21 protein-coding genes are annotated in these 19,496 nt (G+C 44.6%); 10 read left to right on the top strand and 11 right to left on the bottom strand.

Annotated features, from left to right (window positions below):
- The first annotated feature begins 21 nt into the window (after nt 1–21).
- The 4 genes from ACK8OT_RS05860 (at nt 22) to ACK8OT_RS05845 (ending at nt 1,730) form a co-directional block, all read left to right on the top strand.
- On the top strand, nt 22–312 hold the full coding sequence (locus ACK8OT_RS05860; protein ID WP_410195564.1) for a DUF3301 domain-containing protein: 291 nt from the start codon (nt 22–24) through the stop codon (nt 310–312).
- Nucleotides 313–377: 65 nt separating this feature from the next.
- The gene (locus tag ACK8OT_RS05855; protein ID WP_410195563.1) at nt 378–608 is read left to right on the top strand and encodes a DUF2789 domain-containing protein; all 231 of its coding nucleotides are present in this window, start codon (nt 378–380) and stop codon (nt 606–608) included.
- 45 nt (nt 609–653) lie between these two features.
- Complete coding sequence (locus ACK8OT_RS05850; protein WP_410195562.1) at nt 654–956, top strand: hypothetical protein; 303 nt, start codon at nt 654–656, stop codon at nt 954–956.
- A gap of 3 nt (nt 957–959) precedes the next feature.
- Entirely contained in the window at nt 960–1,730 is a 771-nt protein-coding gene (locus tag ACK8OT_RS05845) for a Zn-ribbon-containing protein (RefSeq protein ID WP_410195561.1), read from the top strand.
- A gap of 53 nt (nt 1,731–1,783) precedes the next feature.
- Here the strand turns inward: ACK8OT_RS05845 and syd are convergent, their stop codons facing one another.
- A complete protein-coding gene (gene syd, locus ACK8OT_RS05840) occupies nt 1,784–2,341 on the bottom strand; it encodes a SecY-interacting protein (RefSeq protein ID WP_410195560.1) in 558 nt (185 codons plus the stop codon).
- Nucleotides 2,342–2,397: 56 nt separating this feature from the next.
- Here syd and queF point away from each other — a divergent pair, with 56 nt between their 5' ends.
- The 6 genes from queF (at nt 2,398) to ACK8OT_RS05810 (ending at nt 10,592) form a co-directional block, all read left to right on the top strand.
- On the top strand, nt 2,398–3,252 hold the full coding sequence (gene queF / locus ACK8OT_RS05835) for an NADPH-dependent 7-cyano-7-deazaguanine reductase QueF (RefSeq protein WP_410195559.1): 855 nt from the start codon (nt 2,398–2,400) through the stop codon (nt 3,250–3,252).
- 73 nt (nt 3,253–3,325) lie between these two features.
- On the top strand, nt 3,326–5,584 hold the full coding sequence (locus tag ACK8OT_RS05830) for a tetratricopeptide repeat protein (RefSeq protein WP_410195558.1): 2,259 nt from the start codon (nt 3,326–3,328) through the stop codon (nt 5,582–5,584).
- 124 nt (nt 5,585–5,708) lie between these two features.
- Nucleotides 5,709–7,322, top strand: a complete 1,614-nt coding sequence (locus ACK8OT_RS05825; RefSeq protein ID WP_410195557.1) for a diguanylate cyclase — start codon at nt 5,709–5,711, stop codon at nt 7,320–7,322.
- Between the two features lie 78 nt (nt 7,323–7,400).
- Nucleotides 7,401–8,762 carry a nucleotide 5'-monophosphate nucleosidase PpnN gene (ppnN, locus tag ACK8OT_RS05820; RefSeq protein ID WP_410195556.1) on the top strand — a complete coding sequence of 454 codons (1,362 nt, stop codon included), beginning with the start codon at nt 7,401–7,403 and terminating at the stop codon, nt 8,760–8,762.
- Between the two features lies 1 nt (nt 8,763).
- Complete coding sequence (gene xni, locus ACK8OT_RS05815; RefSeq protein WP_410195555.1) at nt 8,764–9,564, top strand: flap endonuclease Xni; 801 nt, start codon at nt 8,764–8,766, stop codon at nt 9,562–9,564.
- A 116-nt stretch (nt 9,565–9,680) separates the two neighbouring features.
- Nucleotides 9,681–10,592, top strand: a complete 912-nt coding sequence (locus ACK8OT_RS05810; RefSeq protein WP_410195554.1) for an isocitrate/isopropylmalate family dehydrogenase — start codon at nt 9,681–9,683, stop codon at nt 10,590–10,592.
- A 97-nt stretch (nt 10,593–10,689) separates the two neighbouring features.
- Here ACK8OT_RS05810 and rlmM read toward each other — a convergent pair whose 3' ends face one another.
- The 10 genes from rlmM to hemA all read right to left on the bottom strand — a co-directional run bounded on the left by rlmM (nt 10,690) and on the right by hemA (nt 19,459).
- Complete coding sequence (rlmM, locus tag ACK8OT_RS05805; RefSeq protein ID WP_410195553.1) at nt 10,690–11,823, bottom strand: 23S rRNA (cytidine(2498)-2'-O)-methyltransferase RlmM; 1,134 nt, start codon at nt 11,821–11,823, stop codon at nt 10,690–10,692.
- The gene (locus ACK8OT_RS05800) at nt 11,820–12,227 is read right to left on the bottom strand and encodes a DUF423 domain-containing protein (RefSeq protein WP_410195552.1); all 408 of its coding nucleotides are present in this window, start codon (nt 12,225–12,227) and stop codon (nt 11,820–11,822) included. Before ACK8OT_RS05800 ends, rlmM begins: the two co-directional genes overlap by 4 nt.
- An 8-nt stretch (nt 12,228–12,235) precedes the next feature.
- Nucleotides 12,236–12,871, bottom strand: a complete 636-nt coding sequence (locus ACK8OT_RS05795; protein WP_410195551.1) for an alpha/beta fold hydrolase — start codon at nt 12,869–12,871, stop codon at nt 12,236–12,238.
- A 1-nt stretch (nt 12,872) separates the two neighbouring features.
- Nucleotides 12,873–13,793, bottom strand: a complete 921-nt coding sequence (locus tag ACK8OT_RS05790) for a transcriptional regulator GcvA (RefSeq protein ID WP_410195550.1) — start codon at nt 13,791–13,793, stop codon at nt 12,873–12,875.
- 382 nt (nt 13,794–14,175) lie between these two features.
- Entirely contained in the window at nt 14,176–15,021 is an 846-nt protein-coding gene (gene kdsA, locus ACK8OT_RS05785) for a 3-deoxy-8-phosphooctulonate synthase (RefSeq protein ID WP_410195549.1), read from the bottom strand.
- A 9-nt stretch (nt 15,022–15,030) separates the two neighbouring features.
- On the bottom strand, nt 15,031–15,837 hold the full coding sequence (locus ACK8OT_RS05780) for a SirB1 family protein (RefSeq protein WP_410195548.1): 807 nt from the start codon (nt 15,835–15,837) through the stop codon (nt 15,031–15,033).
- Between the two features lie 3 nt (nt 15,838–15,840).
- The gene (locus ACK8OT_RS05775) at nt 15,841–16,224 is read right to left on the bottom strand and encodes a SirB2 family protein (protein ID WP_410195547.1); all 384 of its coding nucleotides are present in this window, start codon (nt 16,222–16,224) and stop codon (nt 15,841–15,843) included.
- 4 nt (nt 16,225–16,228) lie between these two features.
- Nucleotides 16,229–17,080 carry a peptide chain release factor N(5)-glutamine methyltransferase gene (prmC, locus tag ACK8OT_RS05770; protein WP_410195546.1) on the bottom strand — a complete coding sequence of 284 codons (852 nt, stop codon included), beginning with the start codon at nt 17,078–17,080 and terminating at the stop codon, nt 16,229–16,231.
- A complete protein-coding gene (prfA, locus tag ACK8OT_RS05765) occupies nt 17,070–18,161 on the bottom strand; it encodes a peptide chain release factor 1 (RefSeq protein WP_410195545.1) in 1,092 nt (363 codons plus the stop codon). The genes prmC and prfA overlap by 11 nt, the downstream gene beginning before the upstream one ends.
- Before the next feature lie 29 nt (nt 18,162–18,190).
- Nucleotides 18,191–19,459 (bottom strand): glutamyl-tRNA reductase, encoded by a 1,269-nt coding sequence (gene hemA, locus ACK8OT_RS05760; protein ID WP_410195544.1) that lies wholly within the window; start codon nt 19,457–19,459, stop codon nt 18,191–18,193.
- Nucleotides 19,460–19,496 lie beyond the last annotated feature (37 nt).

The raw sequence follows: 19,496 nt of genomic DNA, 5'->3' as shown, positions 1-19,496 counted from the left end.
AAGATTAACAAGGAAGAAAGAATGTCAGATTTGATTTGGTTATTGCTACTGGTTGGGATTTGTATTTGGTTTTGGCAACAGCGTAAACAAAATGAAAAGGCGCGAGAGCTCATTGAACAGCGTTGTAATGAGTTAAATTTACAGCTGGTGTCGGTGGCCAAGGAGCGCATTAATCTCAAGCTTGGAGAGCGCTTTCTTGAGCAATCCTTCATATTTGAATTTAGCAGTGACAGTGAAAACTGTTATCAAGGCAGGCTCTATATGCTTGGACAACATCAATATCATTTCGACATTCCGCCCTATCGCATTTAATTGCGAATGCAAAACAACTAGGCCTAGCTATACTAGAAAACGTGAGTTGCAGTTTGGAGGTCTGTATGGACTACGCTAATTACACCATGTCGTCTCTATTTGCTCAGTTAGGCCTAGCGAATGATGAAATGAGCATACAAAGGTTCAGTCATCAACATCCTTTGGATAACAACACCTTGCTTGCCGACGCGCCGTTTTGGAATGATTCACAGGCGGAATTTATTCGCGAACAAATTTGGCAGGATTCAGATTGGGTCGAGGTCATTGACCAGTTAGATTTAATGCTACGACGTTAAAACTAGCGTAAACTACTCCTTTTCAATTTTTGAGTAGTAAACAGCATGGAAGAAGCAATTCGCGTTGCGCAGCAGCTCGCTAAAAATGGTAAAACGCCCAGTGTCGCGCTAGTTCGAGGTAAATTACCTAAGGGTTACCCTTTGCCCAAAATTATTGCCGCCCTAAAAGTTTGGCAAGATCATCCTATGTTAGAGCCCAGCGAACCCTTGACGCAAATAGCAACTGAGCCCGAGTTGGATGAGCTAGACCAGAGAATTCAACGCCATATCGCCCATGCCGTCAGTTTACTGGAACAAGAAATTGCCGACCTACGCCGTGAAATCGACCAGCTAAAACAATCCAATTAATATATGTACATACAAGACGTTATTTTTGAGTGTTATCAAGACACGACCTTTGCTCAAGTTGAGCGAAGCATTAATCAATATCTCGATGCTTTACGCTACCAAGGTCAAATATTAGGTCGTGAGTTTCCTATCGCGATTAAAGATGGCTATTTTCAACTGCGCTTGGTAACGCCTGAAAGCAACAGTTTACATGCTTCATTTTTGAGTGACCAAGGCAAACTAGCCTTAGCCGGCCTCACTAAAGCTGGCCTACTCAGGCCTAAGATCAAACTGTTGGGTGAAGATCTGAACTCCCAAATCACCAATGCGGCTGAGCCATCATGGCAAATTTTATACACCACCTATGTTCATACTTGCTCACCTTTGCGTAGTGGCGATGATCTTAGCCCTATTCCCTTATACCGCATCCCGACCATAGCCAACGGTAGCCAAAAGCAAGCTATAAAATGGCAGGAAGATTGGGAAGCCTGTGATCAATTACAAATGAACGGCTCTATCTTAGAGCATGGTGCGCTAGCTGAAATCAGTGAGGTTGATTCGCGCTTATTTCGACGCGGTCATGATTTAACAAAACGGATTGAGTACCTGACCAAAACCCCAACTTACTATTACTTGTATCGAGTTGGCGGAGCCAGTCTAGAGCAAGAGTTGTCTCGAGCCTGCCCTCTATGTCAACAGCCTTGGCACTTAAGCACGCCTATCCTTGATATTTTTGACTTTAAATGCGATAGCTGTCGCTTAGTGTCCAATCTATCTTGGGATTTTAAGGATTAAATATAACGAACAGTTGACGCTCAATCTGCTCGGTTGAGCGCCCTTGGCCGTTTTTATTCCGGTTGCAACCGATCCAGAAACTCACCTAAGGTTGGCGCTAAAGTCTTAACCTTGCCTTTACCTAATTGCTCTAAAATCACTTCGCCAGTGTCATTAACCACAGCAAGGATTTGCATTTCATCTTCACAACTTGCAATAAACACCGTATCGGGTAATTTTAATCGACGTTGCATCAGCATATGCGCAATGACATTTTCCTGCAGTCTTTCGTAATCCGCTAAATTCCAAGCTTGAACCAAGGTAATCATCATTGGCTCAGCGCCCTCGGACATAAAACGACACGGCAAAGGATCGCAGTACCAAGTGCTAAAAAAATCATTAACATCGGGATGAACAGTGCAATTCAATGCACCAGCAACATTGTCGAAATTAACCTTGTCGGTATTGAGCGCGGGTTGCCAAGTTATCATGCCATCAATTGGGGCGCCGCGCTGACAAGGTGAAGGCCACTGCTCATCGTATTCAACCTCTGGCCATTGGTTTAATTGCTGCCAATGCGCTTCGCAGCGTTGGAAAAATGCGCTTAGTTGTTTAAGAGGTGATTGAGACACTACTTTTTGCCTGTTTTCGGTTAGAATAAGCCTATTGTAACTATTATTGAACGCCAATGAAAAAAACATCTCGCTATCAAAACGCACCGGTCCTTAATAGCTTATCTTTGGGTCAAGACACCCAATACGATGCGCCATACAATCCCGATTTATTACAGGCCGTGCCACGGGCTTTAAATCGTGACGATCTATCTCTGTCTGCAACTAACTTACCGTTTCATGGTTTCGACTTATGGGGCTTGTATGAGCTTTCTTGGCTAAACCATAAAGGTAAGCCTGTGGTGGCCACCGCGCATTGTAAAATTGATGCCAATAGTGAAAATTTGATTGAATCAAAGTCTTTTAAGCTCTATCTCAACAGCTTAAATCAGCATAAATTTGACTCTGAGCAAGCGGTGCTGGAAACCTTAATCAAGGATTTATCCGCCTGTGCCAAAGGGCAAGTTGACGTTACCTTGTATACGGATATGGACAGCAACTATGAATCCCTTGGCAGTTTCAGCGGTAGCTTGATAGATAATCTCGATATTGAAGTAGCTGACTTTGAGTTCAACCCTGAGTATTTAGCAAACAGTACGTCATCCGATGTGGTTGAAGAGACCCTATACAGTCATTTGCTAAAATCCAATTGCCTGGTTACCAACCAACCTGATTGGGGCAGTGTATTAATTAAATATCAAGGGCCGAAGATAAACCCAGAGCAATTATTGCGCTACCTTATTTCATTTCGTCAACACAATGAGTTCCATGAGCAGTGTGTTGAGCGCATTTTTCAAGATATCAGTCACTATTGCAAACCGACAAAACTGACTGTTTTTGCTCGATATACACGCAGAGGTGGACTAGATATTAACCCATTTCGTAGTAACTTTGAGAGCGGCATAACAACCCCGAGACTTTTGCGTCAATAGAGGTTTTTTTGCTGTAGGGCTGGCGTTATCATAACGCCAGCTGAGATTTATTTGTTGGAGAGCGCAGCCAATCTTGCGATTGTTTCGATCATTAAGCACCCAGTTCTTGATCTTGTTGATGGGACTAACCAGTGCAATATTCCCCGCCTACGGCTATGACGACATTACGAGCTTATCCCTCAATGACGAGCTTCAGGCTGCCTATGATTTACGCATCACAGATCCGTTAAAATGTATTGAATTGGTTGATGGCTATCTCAGCCGCAATAAATCACAGTTACAACAAACCAAACAAGGTTTTGAATTTAACGATGCCTTCTCTTTAGCTACCAACAACAGCAGCAGCATAATTAATGCATTTCAAATAAAGTCCCGTTGTTACAAAAAACTGAAAAACATTGACCAAGCCCTAGTCAATATCGAAATAGCCATTGAGCTTGCGCAAACCAGCTCACTTGCGTTTGAATTGGCTCAGGCCAAACTCAGTTACGGTAACATTCTCTTTAATCACACACAGCGCCACGTTGACGCCCTACTTGAAGTACAGCAGGCATCGCTGCAAGCAGACAGCTCCAGTCACCCGAAAACGCCTGAGCTACAATTATCAACGCACTTAGCGTTAGCTGACTTTTACACCCAAAAAGACAAATTTCAACAAGCCAACCAAGAGTTAGAAAGCGCTAAGGCCATCGCCAATAAACTCGATAAACCTCAGCTTATCGCGTGGCTAAATTATTATTGGGGACGATATTACATTCGCATCTCGCAGCCTCAATTAGCCCTGAGCCATTTTGTCGATGCCAAAAGCATGGCGGAAAACGAAGATAACTTTTTACTGATTGCCAAGGCCACCTACGAAATTGCCGACATTTACCGCCTACAGGGCAATAAATTAGACAAGGCACTGCACTATGCCAACCTGTCGGCTAATGCTTACCAAGATTTAGGCGACGAGCGCGAGCTCGCTTATGCGCAAATCTATATGGCGATTCTGCATCGTCAAAACCAAGAATATTCACTGTCCATGGTGTACTTTTGGAACGCAGGTGACCTACTAAAAGGCTTACAAGATCTCACTGGTAGTGCCTTATGCAACTTTGAAATGGGTAAAACCTTCCTGAAAATGCACAGTGTTGATGAGGCGAGAAACTATCTTAACCTAGCCCGCTTTCAATATAGCAAAATGGACGACACTAAAATGTTGGCCGATACCCTGCTCCTGTTAGGGCGACTAAACATAGAACAAGGCGAAGCGGGAATAGCAAGGATCCAATTGGAAAAGGTATTAGCGCTGAGTGAGTCGTTATCATTTTTAGAACAGCGTGAACGAGCCTATGAGCTGTTGGCTGCCGCGTATGAGTTAACCGGACACTACAAGAAGGCGATTGAAAACTTCAAACAATTCCATGCCTTACAAACCAAGATAAAGCAGTTGGAATTCACCCTAGAGCAAAACAAATTTAATGAGCAATACCAACTCATTGAACGAACTCAACAAATTACGGTGTTAGAGCAAGACAATCAAAAGTTAACCAGCAAACTTGAAAGCTTTTTACTTATTTGTGTCGTTATCGCCACTATTTTATTGGTGTTATTGTATCGCTACATACGTAACTGGCTAAAACTTAAACAACTTAAGTCATCCACTAAACAGCTAGTGGAGCAACTCAGCCACCATCCTCATACCTTGCTGCCTTGGTGGTCGAGTCAGTTAAAGTCACAGCGTCTTTATCAGTCCAAAGAGCACACTGAGGCTCAATACTACGCACTGATTTCTATTGATTTTCTGACCGACTTGTATGAAAAATATGGCGCTTTAAAAGCGCAACGAATCGAAAAAGAATTTGGCTTGCATTTACAAAGCCAACAACCCGAACACGCCACCTTTTATCAGGTACGAGACAATCAACTGCTCTATATCTGTAAACGCGATGGCAATATTCACGCTGAAACCTTGGCCAGCTTTTTGACCGATACCTTGAGCCAATTTGCCGACAAATACGAGCTCAACAGAGGGGTTGCCATCGGTATCGTTAATCATCCATTTTTGCCTAAGGCAGAGGCGGCAATTGACCATAAGCGGGTGAGCGATTTGGCCTGCTTAGCCCTACTCGGAGCGAAGCAGTTGCAGACCAGTGAGCAAAGTGCTTGGCTGGAATTGTTCGCCATCGATTGCCCTCAAGCCGCGTTTTTCAATGGCGACATCTGGCAGCTAGGCCAACAAGCTATCGCCAAGGGCTTAGTCAAAATTAACTGTAGCGGCGACAAAAATCAGATTTTGTGGCCTATTATTCAAGCCAGTAATAGCATGAAATTGAAGCCTGGCTTTTAATTGCTTAAGCTTAATTAAGTAGTTGCTTTAGACGACAGATTTCAAGCCCAAATCTTGTTTGCATAGCAGAACTATTGCACAATGCCAATTAGCGATAGGATTGAAGTTTTGACAGGGAATGTCATTGAAAACACCAACTCAGAAATGTGTCATTGTAAGCAAAGACGGTATAGCCCCCTATGCCAATAACGGGTCCAAGCGAAATAATGTCAATAAACCTAAGGCCGACATGGAAAACAAACTAATCAGCCAACTCATCGAACGACTTGCATTAAGTGCCCAAAGCCTCGACCCCGTGCTCGATGAAAAGCTTGAGCAGCTGGTCACTCAGTTGCAAAGCTCAGGTGATCTGAATAAGGTTCTTGGGGAAATAAAAGAAGTTGAGCAATACCTGCAAAAAAAGCCTATCTCCATCAAGCCTGCACTAGCAGAATTAGATAAGCAAACTCAAACGGCAGCAACCAATCTTCAGCAAGCTAAAAGTTTGCCCAATAATGTTAGGGCCAACATACGCGAGTATATGAATCGCCCAGCATCAGAAATATTACGTGAACATCAAGATAAGTTGGCGGTTTTAGTCGGTTTCTATCAGCAGTTAGTCACCCATAGTGAGCGCCCTGCGCCTAATTTTCTACGCACGCAAGCCGCAAGCAGTGGTGAGCAAGAGCAAGTAGACAGCAACATTCCAACTATCGATGCCACCTCCCACAAGCGTATCTGTGATGAACTACAAAGGCTTATCACGGAATTAGATTTTGCTGGGGAATTCGGCGAAAAATTGGCCAAGATCCGTAACCGTATTTTAAGCGGTATTGCACCAGCGCAATTGGCTGGGATCTGCTTAGAAATGATCAACTTGATCATTGATGGTACACGCGAAGAGCGCAAGGCGTCACAAGCCTTTTTGTACTCGCTAAATGAAAGCCTAAGTGCCTTCCATCAAACCTTTTGTACCTCAGTCAGTGAATCTCGTAGCATAAGAAATGAGCAATTAGAGCTTAACGAAGATCTGCGTGCTCGCCTTCGCACCATGGGACTTCAGGTAGACAATACCCATGATTTATTACAGCTCAAACTTTCAATTCAATCTCAATTGAAAGAGATAACACGCTTGTTATCTGAAAAAGAAGCCTTTGAACAACGTGAGAAAGAGCTTGAAAAACGCTTGGCTGAGATGGAAAACAAACTCAGTTTGATGAAAGACGAAACGTCTGAATATAAAAAACGCCTGAGCGCTCAAAAGCATAAGTTATTCTTAGACAGCCTAACCCAAGTGTATAACCGAGCCGCCCTTGATGAACGTCTAGAGCTTGAGTTTAAGCGCTGGCAACGCTACGACCACCCACTATGCCTAGCTATTGTCGACATAGATCATTTTAAAGCCATCAATGATAACTATGGCCACATGGCGGGTGACAAAGCGCTAAAAGTGATCGCCCGAGCCTTACAAAAATCGCTGCGCGATACCGACTTTATCGCCCGCTTTGGTGGCGAAGAGTTTGTCTTACTATTACCTAACATTAATGCCCAAGATTTACAGGCTCCGTTAGATAAACTCAGAGAAAGTATCAAAAGTATTCCGTTCAAGTTTAAAGATAATCGTGTTTCTATCACCATCTCAATTGGTGCCACCGCTTTTGTCGCAGGCGATCAACCCTTGGATGCGTTTGAGCGAGCCGACCAATCTCTATACGATGCAAAACACCAAGGCCGCGATCGAGTGGTATTAAGTATTTAGCATTCTACAAAATATAAAGCTATACTAATCATTAAGTTAAAGAGGCAATCATGCCTCTTTATTAATTAGGGGGTCATTATGATCACACACATCAGCCCCGTTGGTAGTATGGATTTACTGTCACAGCTTGAAGTTGACAGATTAAAGAAAACTGCTTCCAGCGATCTTTATCAAATGTACCGCAATTGCTCTTTGGCTGTGTTGAATTCTGGTAGTAAGACCGATAGCAGTAAAGAGATCCTCGAGAAATACGCCAATTTTGAAATCAGCGTCATTCGACGTGAGCGCGGGGTAAAACTTGAATTGTTCAATGCCCCTGAACATGCCTTTGTCGACGGCGAACTTATCTATGGTATTCAAGAACACCTTTTCTCGGTATTACGTGATTTAGTTTATGTAAACAGTCAATTACCACAGAAAATCCCTACCGATGAAGAAGAGCTCACCGCCTTTACCACCAACCAAGTGTTCTCAATTTTACGAAACTCTCGGGTGCTGCATCCTGGCGTTGATCCTAATCTGGTCGTTTGCTGGGGAGGCCACTCAATCAGTGAGGTTGAGTATGCTTACACCCGTGAAATGGGTAGCCAGTTAGGCCTGCGCGGTTTAAACATTTGTACCGGTTGTGGTCCTGGCGCAATGGAAGGCCCGATGAAAGGTGCCACTGTGGGACATGCTAAACAAAGGGTTAAAGGGGGGCGTTACATTGGCCTAACCGAGCCTAGCATTATCGCAGCCGAGCCGCCGAACCCAATCGTTAATGAGTTGGTTATCTTACCTGATATCGAAAAACGCTTGGAAGCCTTCGTCAGAATGGCTCACGGCATTATTATTTTCCCAGGAGGTGTTGGCACGGCCGAAGAGCTACTCTACATTCTTGGCATCATGATGCACCCAGAAAACAAGCGCCAACCTTTACCCATTATCTTAACTGGGCCAAAAGAAAGTGAAGAGTACTTTAGAACCATAGATGACTTTATCGGTAACACCTTAGGCTTTGAAGCACAACGTCATTATCAAATCATTATTGATGACGCAGCCAGTGCTGCGCAAGTCATTAAACAAGCCATGCCAAAAGTAAAAGACTATCGCCGCGCCATTGGTGATGCCTACTCGTATAACTGGTCATTGAAAATTGAACACGATTTCCAAGTTCCTTTTGTACCAAACCATAAAAACATGGCCGATCTCAATCTCAATTTGGATCAAGAGCCACAAGAATTAGCGGCTCATCTGCGCCGCGCATTCTCAGGTATTGTTGCTGGTAATGTGAAAGAAGACGGTATCCGAGCCATTGAAAAACAAGGCCCGTTCCAAATTGATGGCGATCCTAAACTGATGAAAATGATGGACAGACTGTTACAAGATTTTGTCAAACAAGGTCGCATGAAGCTGCCAGGCTCAAACTATGTTCCTTGCTATCAAATAATCAACAAGTAGGATGACTAACACCTTACTTATAGTGGATGCGATGAATCTTATTCGTCGCATCCACGCCGTATCACAAACGCAACATAGCACCGAGCAAGGGCAATTGATTGCAACCTTGCATGCCACCCTCAACAGTGTCAATAAGCTACTGAAACAGCTACCATCCAGCCATGTTATTGCGGTATTTGATGGGCTTGAGCCAAGCTGGCGCAGTAACATTTGGCCCGAATATAAGGCGGGTCGAACTCCCGCCCCCACAGGTTTGATTGACTACCTTGGCAATATTCAAGATGCCTTGCTTGAGCATGGGATCGAATCTTTAGTAAGTGAAGCAGACGAAGCCGATGATCTTATTGCAACCTTGTGCCAAACCTTAGCGAATAAAGGTAAGCAAAGTATTATCGTGTCCACCGATAAAGGTTTTTTCCAATTACATAATGCCTTGATTAAACAGTTCGATTACTTCAATCAACAATGGCTCAAGGCCAGCGATTATTGCCACAAGGTAGGCATATTACCAGAGCAGCTGATTGACTATTGGAGCTTAACGGGTGTCAGTAGCAGTAATATTAAAGGCGTTCCCGGTATCGGTCCTAAATCAGCGGCTAAATTACTGAGTCGTTATCGCGATTTGGAGCAACTGTTAAGTGCAAATGAACCCGAAGATAAATTGCAACAAAAAGTACGCGAGCATCAACAAGCCCTACTACTGAGTCGTGATCTCATCATACTAAAAGGGGATATTCCCTTAGGTTTCAATTTAAAAGATATTCGTTATAACAAAAACATCAACAAGAATAGGATTAATTGAAATTAATCTGCTAATCTTGCCCCATAATTAAAAGCAAAACCTATACTTGCTAAATAGCAAACTTCACAGCACGCTTTATAGATCTTGTTAGCTCTCACACTAAAGTAAGGTTAACTATGACATTTGAACGTATAGCCCTAGTGCCAAGCCGCCACGGTGAAGAGTCCATTACTCAAGCGATAGTGCAAGCACTCGATAAAATGGGGGCTGGGATCATTTTGCAACTTGCTCCATACCCTACCACTGCCGAAGACTTAGAGCAGGGCTGTGAGCTAATAGAAGATAATCAAATAGCCCTCGTTGGGCCATTAAAGGAAGAGTCGTTAGAAGAAGCTAAATTACGCAGCCAATTGCATTTGCCATTAGCATTAACGGCGCAATGCTATTACATTCTTCATTTCCCCCCGAGCCCATTTCAGCCGGTACAAGAGATTAACCTTGTATTCGATATGACTAAAGCAAGCGGAATGAACCTAGCGCTGCATTATCAGCAATTTGCCCAACAAGCATTGGAAGCTGCGCAATTCAAGCAAAAGCGTATTGTGACAGTGGTTGATGAAAGCGAACAGGACTCAGTGTTACTCGAAGCAATTACTCGCGCTGTGGAGCAAGATTTTCCTGATCTGCAAGTTCAGTTTAGCAGTATTGATGAGGTGAGCTTGAATCTTGCAAGTGACAGTGAGCGATATAACTTTATCATTACCAATAAGTTATTTGGCAAAATCATCAAAAGTCAGGTTTGTGGCAAACAGATTGCTAAACGCTTGTGCGCGAAATCCTATCTCGGCGAACAAGGTGCGATTTTTTGTGCTCTTGAGTTATCAAACAGCCTTCAACTCGAGGACGATCCTGCGGCGTTAATGTTAGCCTCGGTAAGCTTACTTGAATACTTAGGTAAGGAAAATGAAGCCGAAGCCATGCTCAATGCGCTGACTCAAACCATTGCTTTTGATGACCGCTTAACTTGTGCCTTTGGTGGCCACCACAGTGGCACCGATTTTACCCAAGCCATTCTAGAACGCTTGTAAAGCCAATGGGGAACGGATTCCCAAGCAAATGGTCCAGCCTAAAAGTTACTAGTTGATTAAATCAACTAGTAAATCAAAGACTAAATCAACGAGTAAATCAACGAGTGAATGCCTTCCAACGAATATGTACCGTCACTTCTTCACGATCGTGATAAAGATGCTTCACTTGATAATCAAATGCGTCTTCCCCTAGGCGCGCTATCATCATATCTAAGCATTCTTTTACCGCGTAATAACGGCGTTTCATTGGCAATTTAAGATTAAAAATCGCTTCGCGACAATAAGCTTGCTCGAGCCAATCGGCCATTAACTTCGCCACCCGATGGGGCTTTTCGATCATGTCACAAACCAACCAATGCACATGCGTATGCTCAGGGTATTGCACCTTGCGGCCATGTTCGTTTTTAGCCGTAAGCCAAGTCAAATTACGAATGAATGGTTGGAATTTAAAACCATCATCGGGGTAATGCTTTACTTGCCCCGTATCCATTAAGGATTGCGCGATTTGACCATTATCCACCGCAGCCACAAATAATCCGCGGCGCACTAACTGATAAGTCCAGCCCCCCGGGCACGCCCCTAAATCAACCGCCTTCATGCCCGGCGCTAAACGTACTTCCTGCTCTTCCTTAGGAATAAACAGTTGAATTGCTTCATCTAACTTAAGGGTTGAGCGACTTGGCGCAGCGCTAGGAAACTTCAATCGAGCAATGCCCATATAAAAAGGTGAACTGTTGTAAGTTAACGAATAGCCCACATAAGCCGTTTGATTATCAAGAAAACAAACATGATAACGTGGCTTTCTTGGCTGCTCTTTAGCCGTTAGCTTATTTGCTTTACGCAAGGCTGCGCGCAGCGGTACGGTAAACTTACGGCAAAAGGTCAATAACGGCTTAGTCTCATCGCCCTCAGGTGCTTCCACCCATACATCACCGCCTAATGGCAAGGTTTGCGTTGCCTCGACGATAGGCGAAACCCGATCATTGATGTCTAGATCGGTTAATAATGCACTGACCGCTATCATTTGACGGGCAAACACGAGGCGGAAAAAATCCAATTCCTTAACTAAGGTTTCGACTTGGTTAGGATCATAGCATTCAAAATAAACATAACCAGATTGGCTTTGGGTTTTAACAAAACCATAGCAATCATACATAGCGGCTTGCTCTTGGATTTCAGCAGCACAATCACTTTCAAAACCGGGGCGACAATACAGCAATAAGCCCTTCATTGTTTATTTCCTCTCAACGCTATCATGGCCAAACACAGCCAACCTAAAATAAAACACATTCCACCAGCAGGTGTTAGCAAGCCTAGCAACTTTTGCCCTGTCATTGCCCAATAATAAAAAGTGCCACAGAATAAAAAAATGCCCAACAAGAAACAGGTGCTAGCACAGTATAATAACCGATAACCACGTCCTTGGTTGATAAAAAGTGTCAACATAGCGCAAGCGAGTAGCGCTAGGGTGTGATAAAAGTGATATTGCAGCGCCAGCTCAACAAAACCCGCTAAGGGCTCAGCTAAGCTTAAGCCATGGCTAGCATAAGCACCCAGTGCCACCGCGCTGGCGCCCGATAATCCGGTAATGAACAATAGCCAACGTCCACCCCACCCTAGATTGCGTAGTTCCATGTTTTTCCCTAACACGATAAGATAAATTTTGCAGTCAACTCGATGGCTTGCTGCATATTTTGCTGATAGCTAACGCCCGAAGCCTTACGCGGTTTAAAGCTATGATCGCCATCGGTTAAAAAAGCTAATTGGATTAAAGGGGATAAAGCGTACTGCATAATTTCAGCCTGAGTTCCCATGGTATCTCGCTCACCTTGGATCAATAAACAAGGCTTAGCAGTATCAGCCAAATGCTCGCCTTTTAGCCGCTCAGGTTTGCCCACGGGATGAAATGGAAATCCCAAAAAAACACCGGCTTTAACTTGTGGCAAATGCAGCAAATGGCTAGCCATGCGCCCACCCATAGATTTCCCCCCGATCACGACATTGTCATCAGCCACCTGCTCTATCACCTGCTCAAAAGCAGCCAGCAACTGAGGGGCCTTATTTGGCGGCAACCGGCGCTCCTCAGCAAGCATGCGCTGCATATAAGGGAAATTAAACCTCACCACCCTAATGCCATGCTCGGCTACCCCTTTGGCTATCTCAGCCATAAATGGGTGCGCCATGCCCGCTCCCGCGCCATGAGCTAAAATGAAAGTATGCTCACAGGTGCTTGATTCACCATCAATAAGTAAGGCGTGCTCTATATTCAAATCATTCATCTTATTGCGTCTCTAAAATGCCCACGAGCTCTTGCTCTTCTTGCTCAACCAGTTTAATCATCCAATCACGAAATGCGGCTATTTTACCCAGCTCGGCTTGGCTTTCTTCGCACACTAAATAGTGACACTTTTTACTTTCCAGCACTTCATTAAAAGGGCACACCAAACGCCCTGCATCTAACTCGGGCTTAGCCAATACATTATGCCCCAAGGCGATGCCTTGGCCATGGATAGCGGCTTGTAACACCATAGATGAATGGCTGAAAATGGGCCCTTGATTAACATTGGTGGCATTGACTCCGACTTTCTTCATCCACGTTTTCCAATCTTTACGCGAGGTATCGTGGAGCAAGGTATGGCGACTCAGATCTTGGGGCGATTCCAGCTTTTTTGGCCCTTTAAGTAAGTCGGGTGAACACATGGGCAAAATATACTCGGTATGTAACTTGTGGCAGCGTAAATTAGGCCAGTTTCCTTTGCCGTAATAAATTGCCAAATCCACCCCGTCACGCAATAAGCCTTCATCGGCATCCACGGCTTTTATACGCACATCTATCTCTGGATACTGCTCACTAAATTTAACCAAGCGCGGCACTAACCATTGAATAGCAAAACTTGGCTGCAAGCTAACCGTTAACGCGCCAGTTGCGGTACGAGCCAATAACTTTTCCGTGGCATGATTCAAATTGGCAAAGATTTCCTTGAGGTCAAGAAAGTAGCTTTGCCCCTCTTCAGTCAGCAGCAAAGCTCGATTGCGACGTTGAAATAATTTCAAGCCAAGGTAATCCTCTAACGCTTTAATCTGATGACTAACAGCAGCTTGGGTAACAAACAACTCTTGTGCTGCGCGAGTGAAACTCAAGTGGCGCGCAGCCGATTCAAAGGTTTTTAATGCCTTCAATGGAGGCAAACGGTTATACATGGCTAATCCATTAGAAAAACTAATGACAAATATTATAAATTGTCGTTTGTTGTATCACCAGCGAAAGACTATATTTCTTTACGCAACAAAGGCTATATGTAACAAGTAGTGTTTTTCTCTAGGCTCTTGCCTCGTATTTTGTAACATTCCTTTTACAAAATACTTTACTATAGCTAATGGTTTGCAATGTTGTGTTTGCATTCATAGGTTATTCTATGAAAGGTTAAATTATGACGTGGTAAATACCGGTAATTTAATCTTCTTCTGTTTAGCTACAGTTAAGCGCTGCCATTGGCAGCGTTTTTTTTTGCTTTATTTTTACCCTATTGAACAAAAAACAAAGGCCGCATAGCGGCCCTCAAAGAGTTAGTTAACCCAACTCTTAAACAGTTTCGATTTTTTCAAAACTTTTTACTAACTCATCAAATTGTTTGATTTGCTGTAAAAATGGCTCAAGTTTCGCCAATGGCAACGCACAAGGGCCATCGCATTTTGCTTGGTCGGGATCGGGGTGTGATTCTAAGAACAAGCCCGCTAAACCTTGTGACATGCCAGCAAGAGCAAGATCAACCGTTTGACCACGGCGACCATCGGCACTGTCTGCTCGCCCACCCGGCTTTTGCAGCGCATGAGTCACATCAAAAATCACTGGGTATTGGGTTTCTTTCATGATGCCAAAACCTAGCATATCAACCACGAGGTTGTTATAACCAAAGCAGCTACCACGCTCACACAAGATCAAGCGATCATTACCTGCCTCCTCAAACTTGGTCAAAATATGGGCCATTTCATGAGGGGCTAAAAACTGCGCTTTCTTGATGTTAATCACCGCGTTGGTTTTCGCCATTGCCGCCACTAAATCCGTTTGACGACTTAAAAAAGCGGGCAGCTGGATCACATCAACCACTTCAGCTGCTGGCGCGGCTTGATAAGGTTCGTGCACATCGGTGATCACTGGGATATTGAAGGTTTGCTTAATTTCTTGAAAAATTTTCAGGCCTTCATCTAAACCTGGACCACGAAAACTATTGATAGATGAACGATTGGCTTTATCAAAAGAGGCCTTGAACACATAAGGTATGTTTAACTTTTGCGTCACTTCGACATAAGTTTCGGCCATTTTCATCGCTAAATCACGCGACTCAAGCACGTTCATACCACCGAACAAAACGAAAGGTAGGTCATTACCTACTTGTACATCACCAATAGAAACAATTTTTTGGCTCATAATATGTCCTTAGTGCATCACCCATTGTTTAGGATCCATCTGCTTAATTTTCAGTTTTAACAAACTAATTGACGGATCATCGGGGCACTTATCAATAAAGTAATTAAAATCATCAACCGCGACGTTAAAGCAGTCTAACTCATGGAAGATAAATCCGCGATCGCGTATTTCAAACGGATCACCGGGCGCTAAACGCAGCAACAGATCAGAGCAGCACAAGGCTAGATCAAACTTATTTTCCCGCAGCAATACACCTTTCTTGGTATGTAACAAGCGTCTGATAATCTCTTTCAAATTATCGGGTTGCAGATCTTGCTCAGACAATCTCGCTAGATCTCCTTTCGCGCCCCGTAATTTAAGCTCTAGCTGATGCCACTTGAGCTCCTGACCATCAAAGGGATCAATGATCACCCGCTCACCTTGCTGCTCGATTGCCAGCAAAAAATGCCCAGGGAAACAAATCCCTTGAACCTCAACCTTAGCTTGTCTAAGAAAGTGAATTAACAAAATGCCTAACGTCAGTGGAATACCGTGTCGCGTTAGTAACACTTGGCTCACTTGGGTATTACGGTATTCAAAAAAATGCTGCCAGTCGCCTTTAAACTGCCAATGTTGATAAAAAAAGCTAACCACAGCTTGCCAAGTTTCACCATCCGCTTGCCCAGTCAAGCGACTGAGGTGCGCTTCAAGCTGCTGCTGCATTAAATCTAACTCAGCATCCACCAGTGGCATATCAACTTCATTTAGCTCTTGCTCTATCAGCAAGGCCATATCAAGTAAACTCAGCTCAGTTATCTGTTCTTGAAACAACTTCACACACTACCCCAAGATGATCGCTTGATGCTTAACGGCAACATGAGCCATGTAAGCTATCCAGCTGATTGCACCAATAAAAGCGAACACCTTAATGGTTTTAGTTTTACCGCCTTTTAGGGCCATAAACTGCAGCAATAGCACGGCTAAAAATGCCAATACCTTGTCGGTTAACCAAACATTCGCAGCGGTAAATGGCATCATCCCGGTGACCGCGATTAAACCAATACCAGTCAGTACTAAGCCTGTTAAACAAGCCATGTAGCTGCCAATTAAGGCTTTATTTGCCGCCAAACGACTGCCAAACATGACCATGCCAAAACGCACCATAAACAGCACCACAGTTAATGCAATAAAAAGAAAGTGACTGTGTTTTAATGCCATATACATAATTCTAACTCCATTTACCTAAGGTAATACGTTCGTTACCGCCATAATCGGTAACCGTTTGGATATCACTGTAACCTTGTTCTGCTAACAAGGTGCGAACTGCTTTACCTTGATCATATCCGTGCTCCATCACAAGATAACCTTGCTCAATCAGATACGTTGGCGCTTGGCGAGCGATCAACGCAAGATCTGCCATACCTTTATCTTTTGCTACTAAAGCAGAGCGCGGCTCAAACCTGACGTCACCTTGCTCTAAATGATGATCTTGTTCATCGATATAAGGTGGATTTGAAACGATCAGTGAAAATTGCTGGCCAGCGACGGGTTCAAACCAACTGCCTTGCCTAAACGTGGCATTACTAATACCCAGTGCTTGGCCATTACTTTGCGCTAATTCAACCGCATCCACTTTAAGATCGACACCAATCACAGGCACTTGCGGCCACTCTGAAGCCAAGGCTAGCGCAATCGCCCCGGTGCCAGTGCCCAAATCAAGCACACCAAATTCATCGCGCTTAGGCAAACTCAGCTGCAGAGCATGCTCAACTAAGATTTCAGTATCGGGACGTGGGATCAAGGTAGCCGGGCTCACCCTAAGTGGCAGCGACCAAAATTCACGTACTTGGGTAATATGCGCCACCGGCTCGCCCGTGGCGCGCCTTGCTATCAATTGACTAAAACAGGTTTGCTCAGTCTCACTCAGTAATTTTTCGGGCCAAGTATAAAGGTAGCTGTCGGGTTTACTGAGACAAAAAGCCAATAATACCCGCGCATCTAACGCGGGCGATTCCGATTGCGCTAACTGCTGGAGCGCCCAATCTAGGGCATCAGCAATAGAAAATGGCTTAAGCGTCATTTTCTGCCAGTGCAGCCAATTGATCGGCTTGATATTCTTGCAGGATAGGCTCTATCAAGGCATTTAAATCCCCTTCCATTACCTCATTTAGACGGTAAATAGTCAGGTTGATGCGGTGATCCGATACTCGACCTTGCGGGTAGTTATAAGTACGGATACGCTCCGAGCGATCGCCACTGGCAACTAGGCTGCGGCGCATACTTTGCTCTTCGGCTTGACGTTGATCGTCAACCATGGCTTGCAAGCGAGATTGCAATACACTCATCGCACGGGCACGGTTTTTATGCTGCGAGCGCTGATCTTGACACTCAACCACCATGCCAGTTGGCAAGTGAGTAATACGAATTGCCGAGTCGGTTTTGTTAACGTGCTGACCACCGGCACCCGAGGCGCGAAAAGTATCTATTTTCAAATCCGCAGGGTTAATGTCAATGGCTTCCGATTCAGGCACTTCAGGCAACACAGCAACCGTACAAGCCGAGGTATGAATACGCCCTTGTGATTCGGTTTCAGGCACACGCTGCACGCGATGACCGCCCGACTCAAACTTCATGACGCCATAAACCGACTCGCCTTCCATTTTAGCTATGATTTCTTTATAGCCACCTTGGTCACTTTCGTTCATGTTCACCACGCTAACGCGCCAGCCACGCTTTTCTGCGTATTTGCTGTACATACGAAATAGATCACCAGCAAAAATAGCGGCTTCATCGCCACCCGCACCGGCGCGGATCTCGATATAACAATCGCTGTCATCGTTAGGATCTTTTGGCAGTAGCAGAATTTCCAGCTCACCTGTCATGGATTCTAAGGCAGACTTGGCGTTGGCAACTTCTTCTTCGGCCATTTCACGCATGTCCGGATCGTCGTCTAGCAGCATTTCTTGTGCCGATGCGTAATCTTGTTCGGCTTGCTTGTATGCATCAAAACAGTTGACCACAGTTTCAAGCTGTGAATATTCTTTGTTTAGAGCACGAAATTGCTCTTGATTTGAGATCACATCGGGCTCGCTCATCAACGCTTGAACTTCTTCATAGCGCTCTTTTAAGCCTTCCAATTTAGAGATAATGGACGGTTTCATTGTTGCTCCGGGCTACAGCCCCAAAATAATTAATTTAAGTCTCGGTCAGTACTTAAGCCAAGACCTTGGCATAAAGTTTCTAACTTGTCTTGTTGGCCGCTACGAGCCATTTCGGTTAATGATATGGTTGGCTGATGGATCAGCTTGTTGGTTAATTTAAAACCTAATTCTTTAATCACCGCCGCGGGATCTTCGCCCTGCTGTAACTGAGCTAGTGCGCGACTGACGCAGGCATCACGCAGCGATTCACTGTTATTACGGTACTCACGGATATGATTGACTGAACGTAAGGACGCCTGCCACGCCATAAAATCCTCGCTGCGCGTGGCAACAATACGCTCTGCATCGACAGCGGCCTTTTGTCTGGCTTCCAAATTTTGCTCTATGATACCTTGTAAATCATCCACGGTGTAAAGATATGCATCGTTCAGCTCGGCCACTTCACTTTCGATGTCGCGGGGCACGGCTATATCCACCAATAACATGGGCTGATGTTTACGCTGTTTAAGGGCGGTTTCGACCGCTCCTTTGCCTAAGATAGGCAGTGGCGCAGCAGTTGAGCTAATAACGATATCCGCCTGCGCTAAATAAGTAGGGATTTCACCTAAGGTCAACGCGGTTGCATTAAATTGCGATGCTAAAAGCTCTGCACGCTCGCGAGTCCGGTTCGCGACAAACATTTTCGCAACTTGTTGCTCGGCTAAGTGCTTGGCCGCCAGTTCAATGGTTTCACCCGCGCCAATTAATAGCACCTTAGTTTCTGCCAACTCAGCAAAAATTTGTTTCGACAAATTCACCGCAGCATAGGCCACCGACACCGCATTAGCGCCGATGTCGGTTTGCGTGCGAATTTGTTTGGCCACAGCAAACGAGTGCTGAAATAACTTATCGAGAATACGATAGACACAGCCAACATCACGGGCAAGTTGATAAGCTTGCTTAATTTGGCCAAGGATCTGCGGCTCACCTAACACAAGTGAGTCAAGGCCACTGGCGACGCGAATCAGATGTGATGCCGCTTCACGCTGTTTATAGCTATAAATATATGGCTGTAACCTAGCCACATCTAGATGGTGAAACTGACAAAGCCAAGCAAGTAGCTCGGTTTCATCGTCGTTGGCCAACGCGGCATAGATTTCGGTGCGGTTACACGTTGAAACTATGACTAGCTCGTTTACCGAGGCTAACGCCAGTGCACTTTGGTGGGCAGCCGCCATCGCATCTGGTGCAAAGGCAAGTTGTTCCCTTAGCGCAACAGAAGCTGTTTTATGGTTTATTCCCAGTGCAAGCAGTGTCATTTCTATTTCTTTCAAATTCGCGAGGGCGCAATTTTAC

This window comes from Motilimonas thetidivivens, from assembly GCF_046452435.1.
In the GTDB taxonomy this organism is placed as follows: Bacteria; Pseudomonadota; Gammaproteobacteria; order Enterobacterales; family CBDFNC01; genus Motilimonas.
Note: the sequence above shows the minus strand (reverse complement) of the source record. Positions and strands in the feature narration are given on the sequence as shown.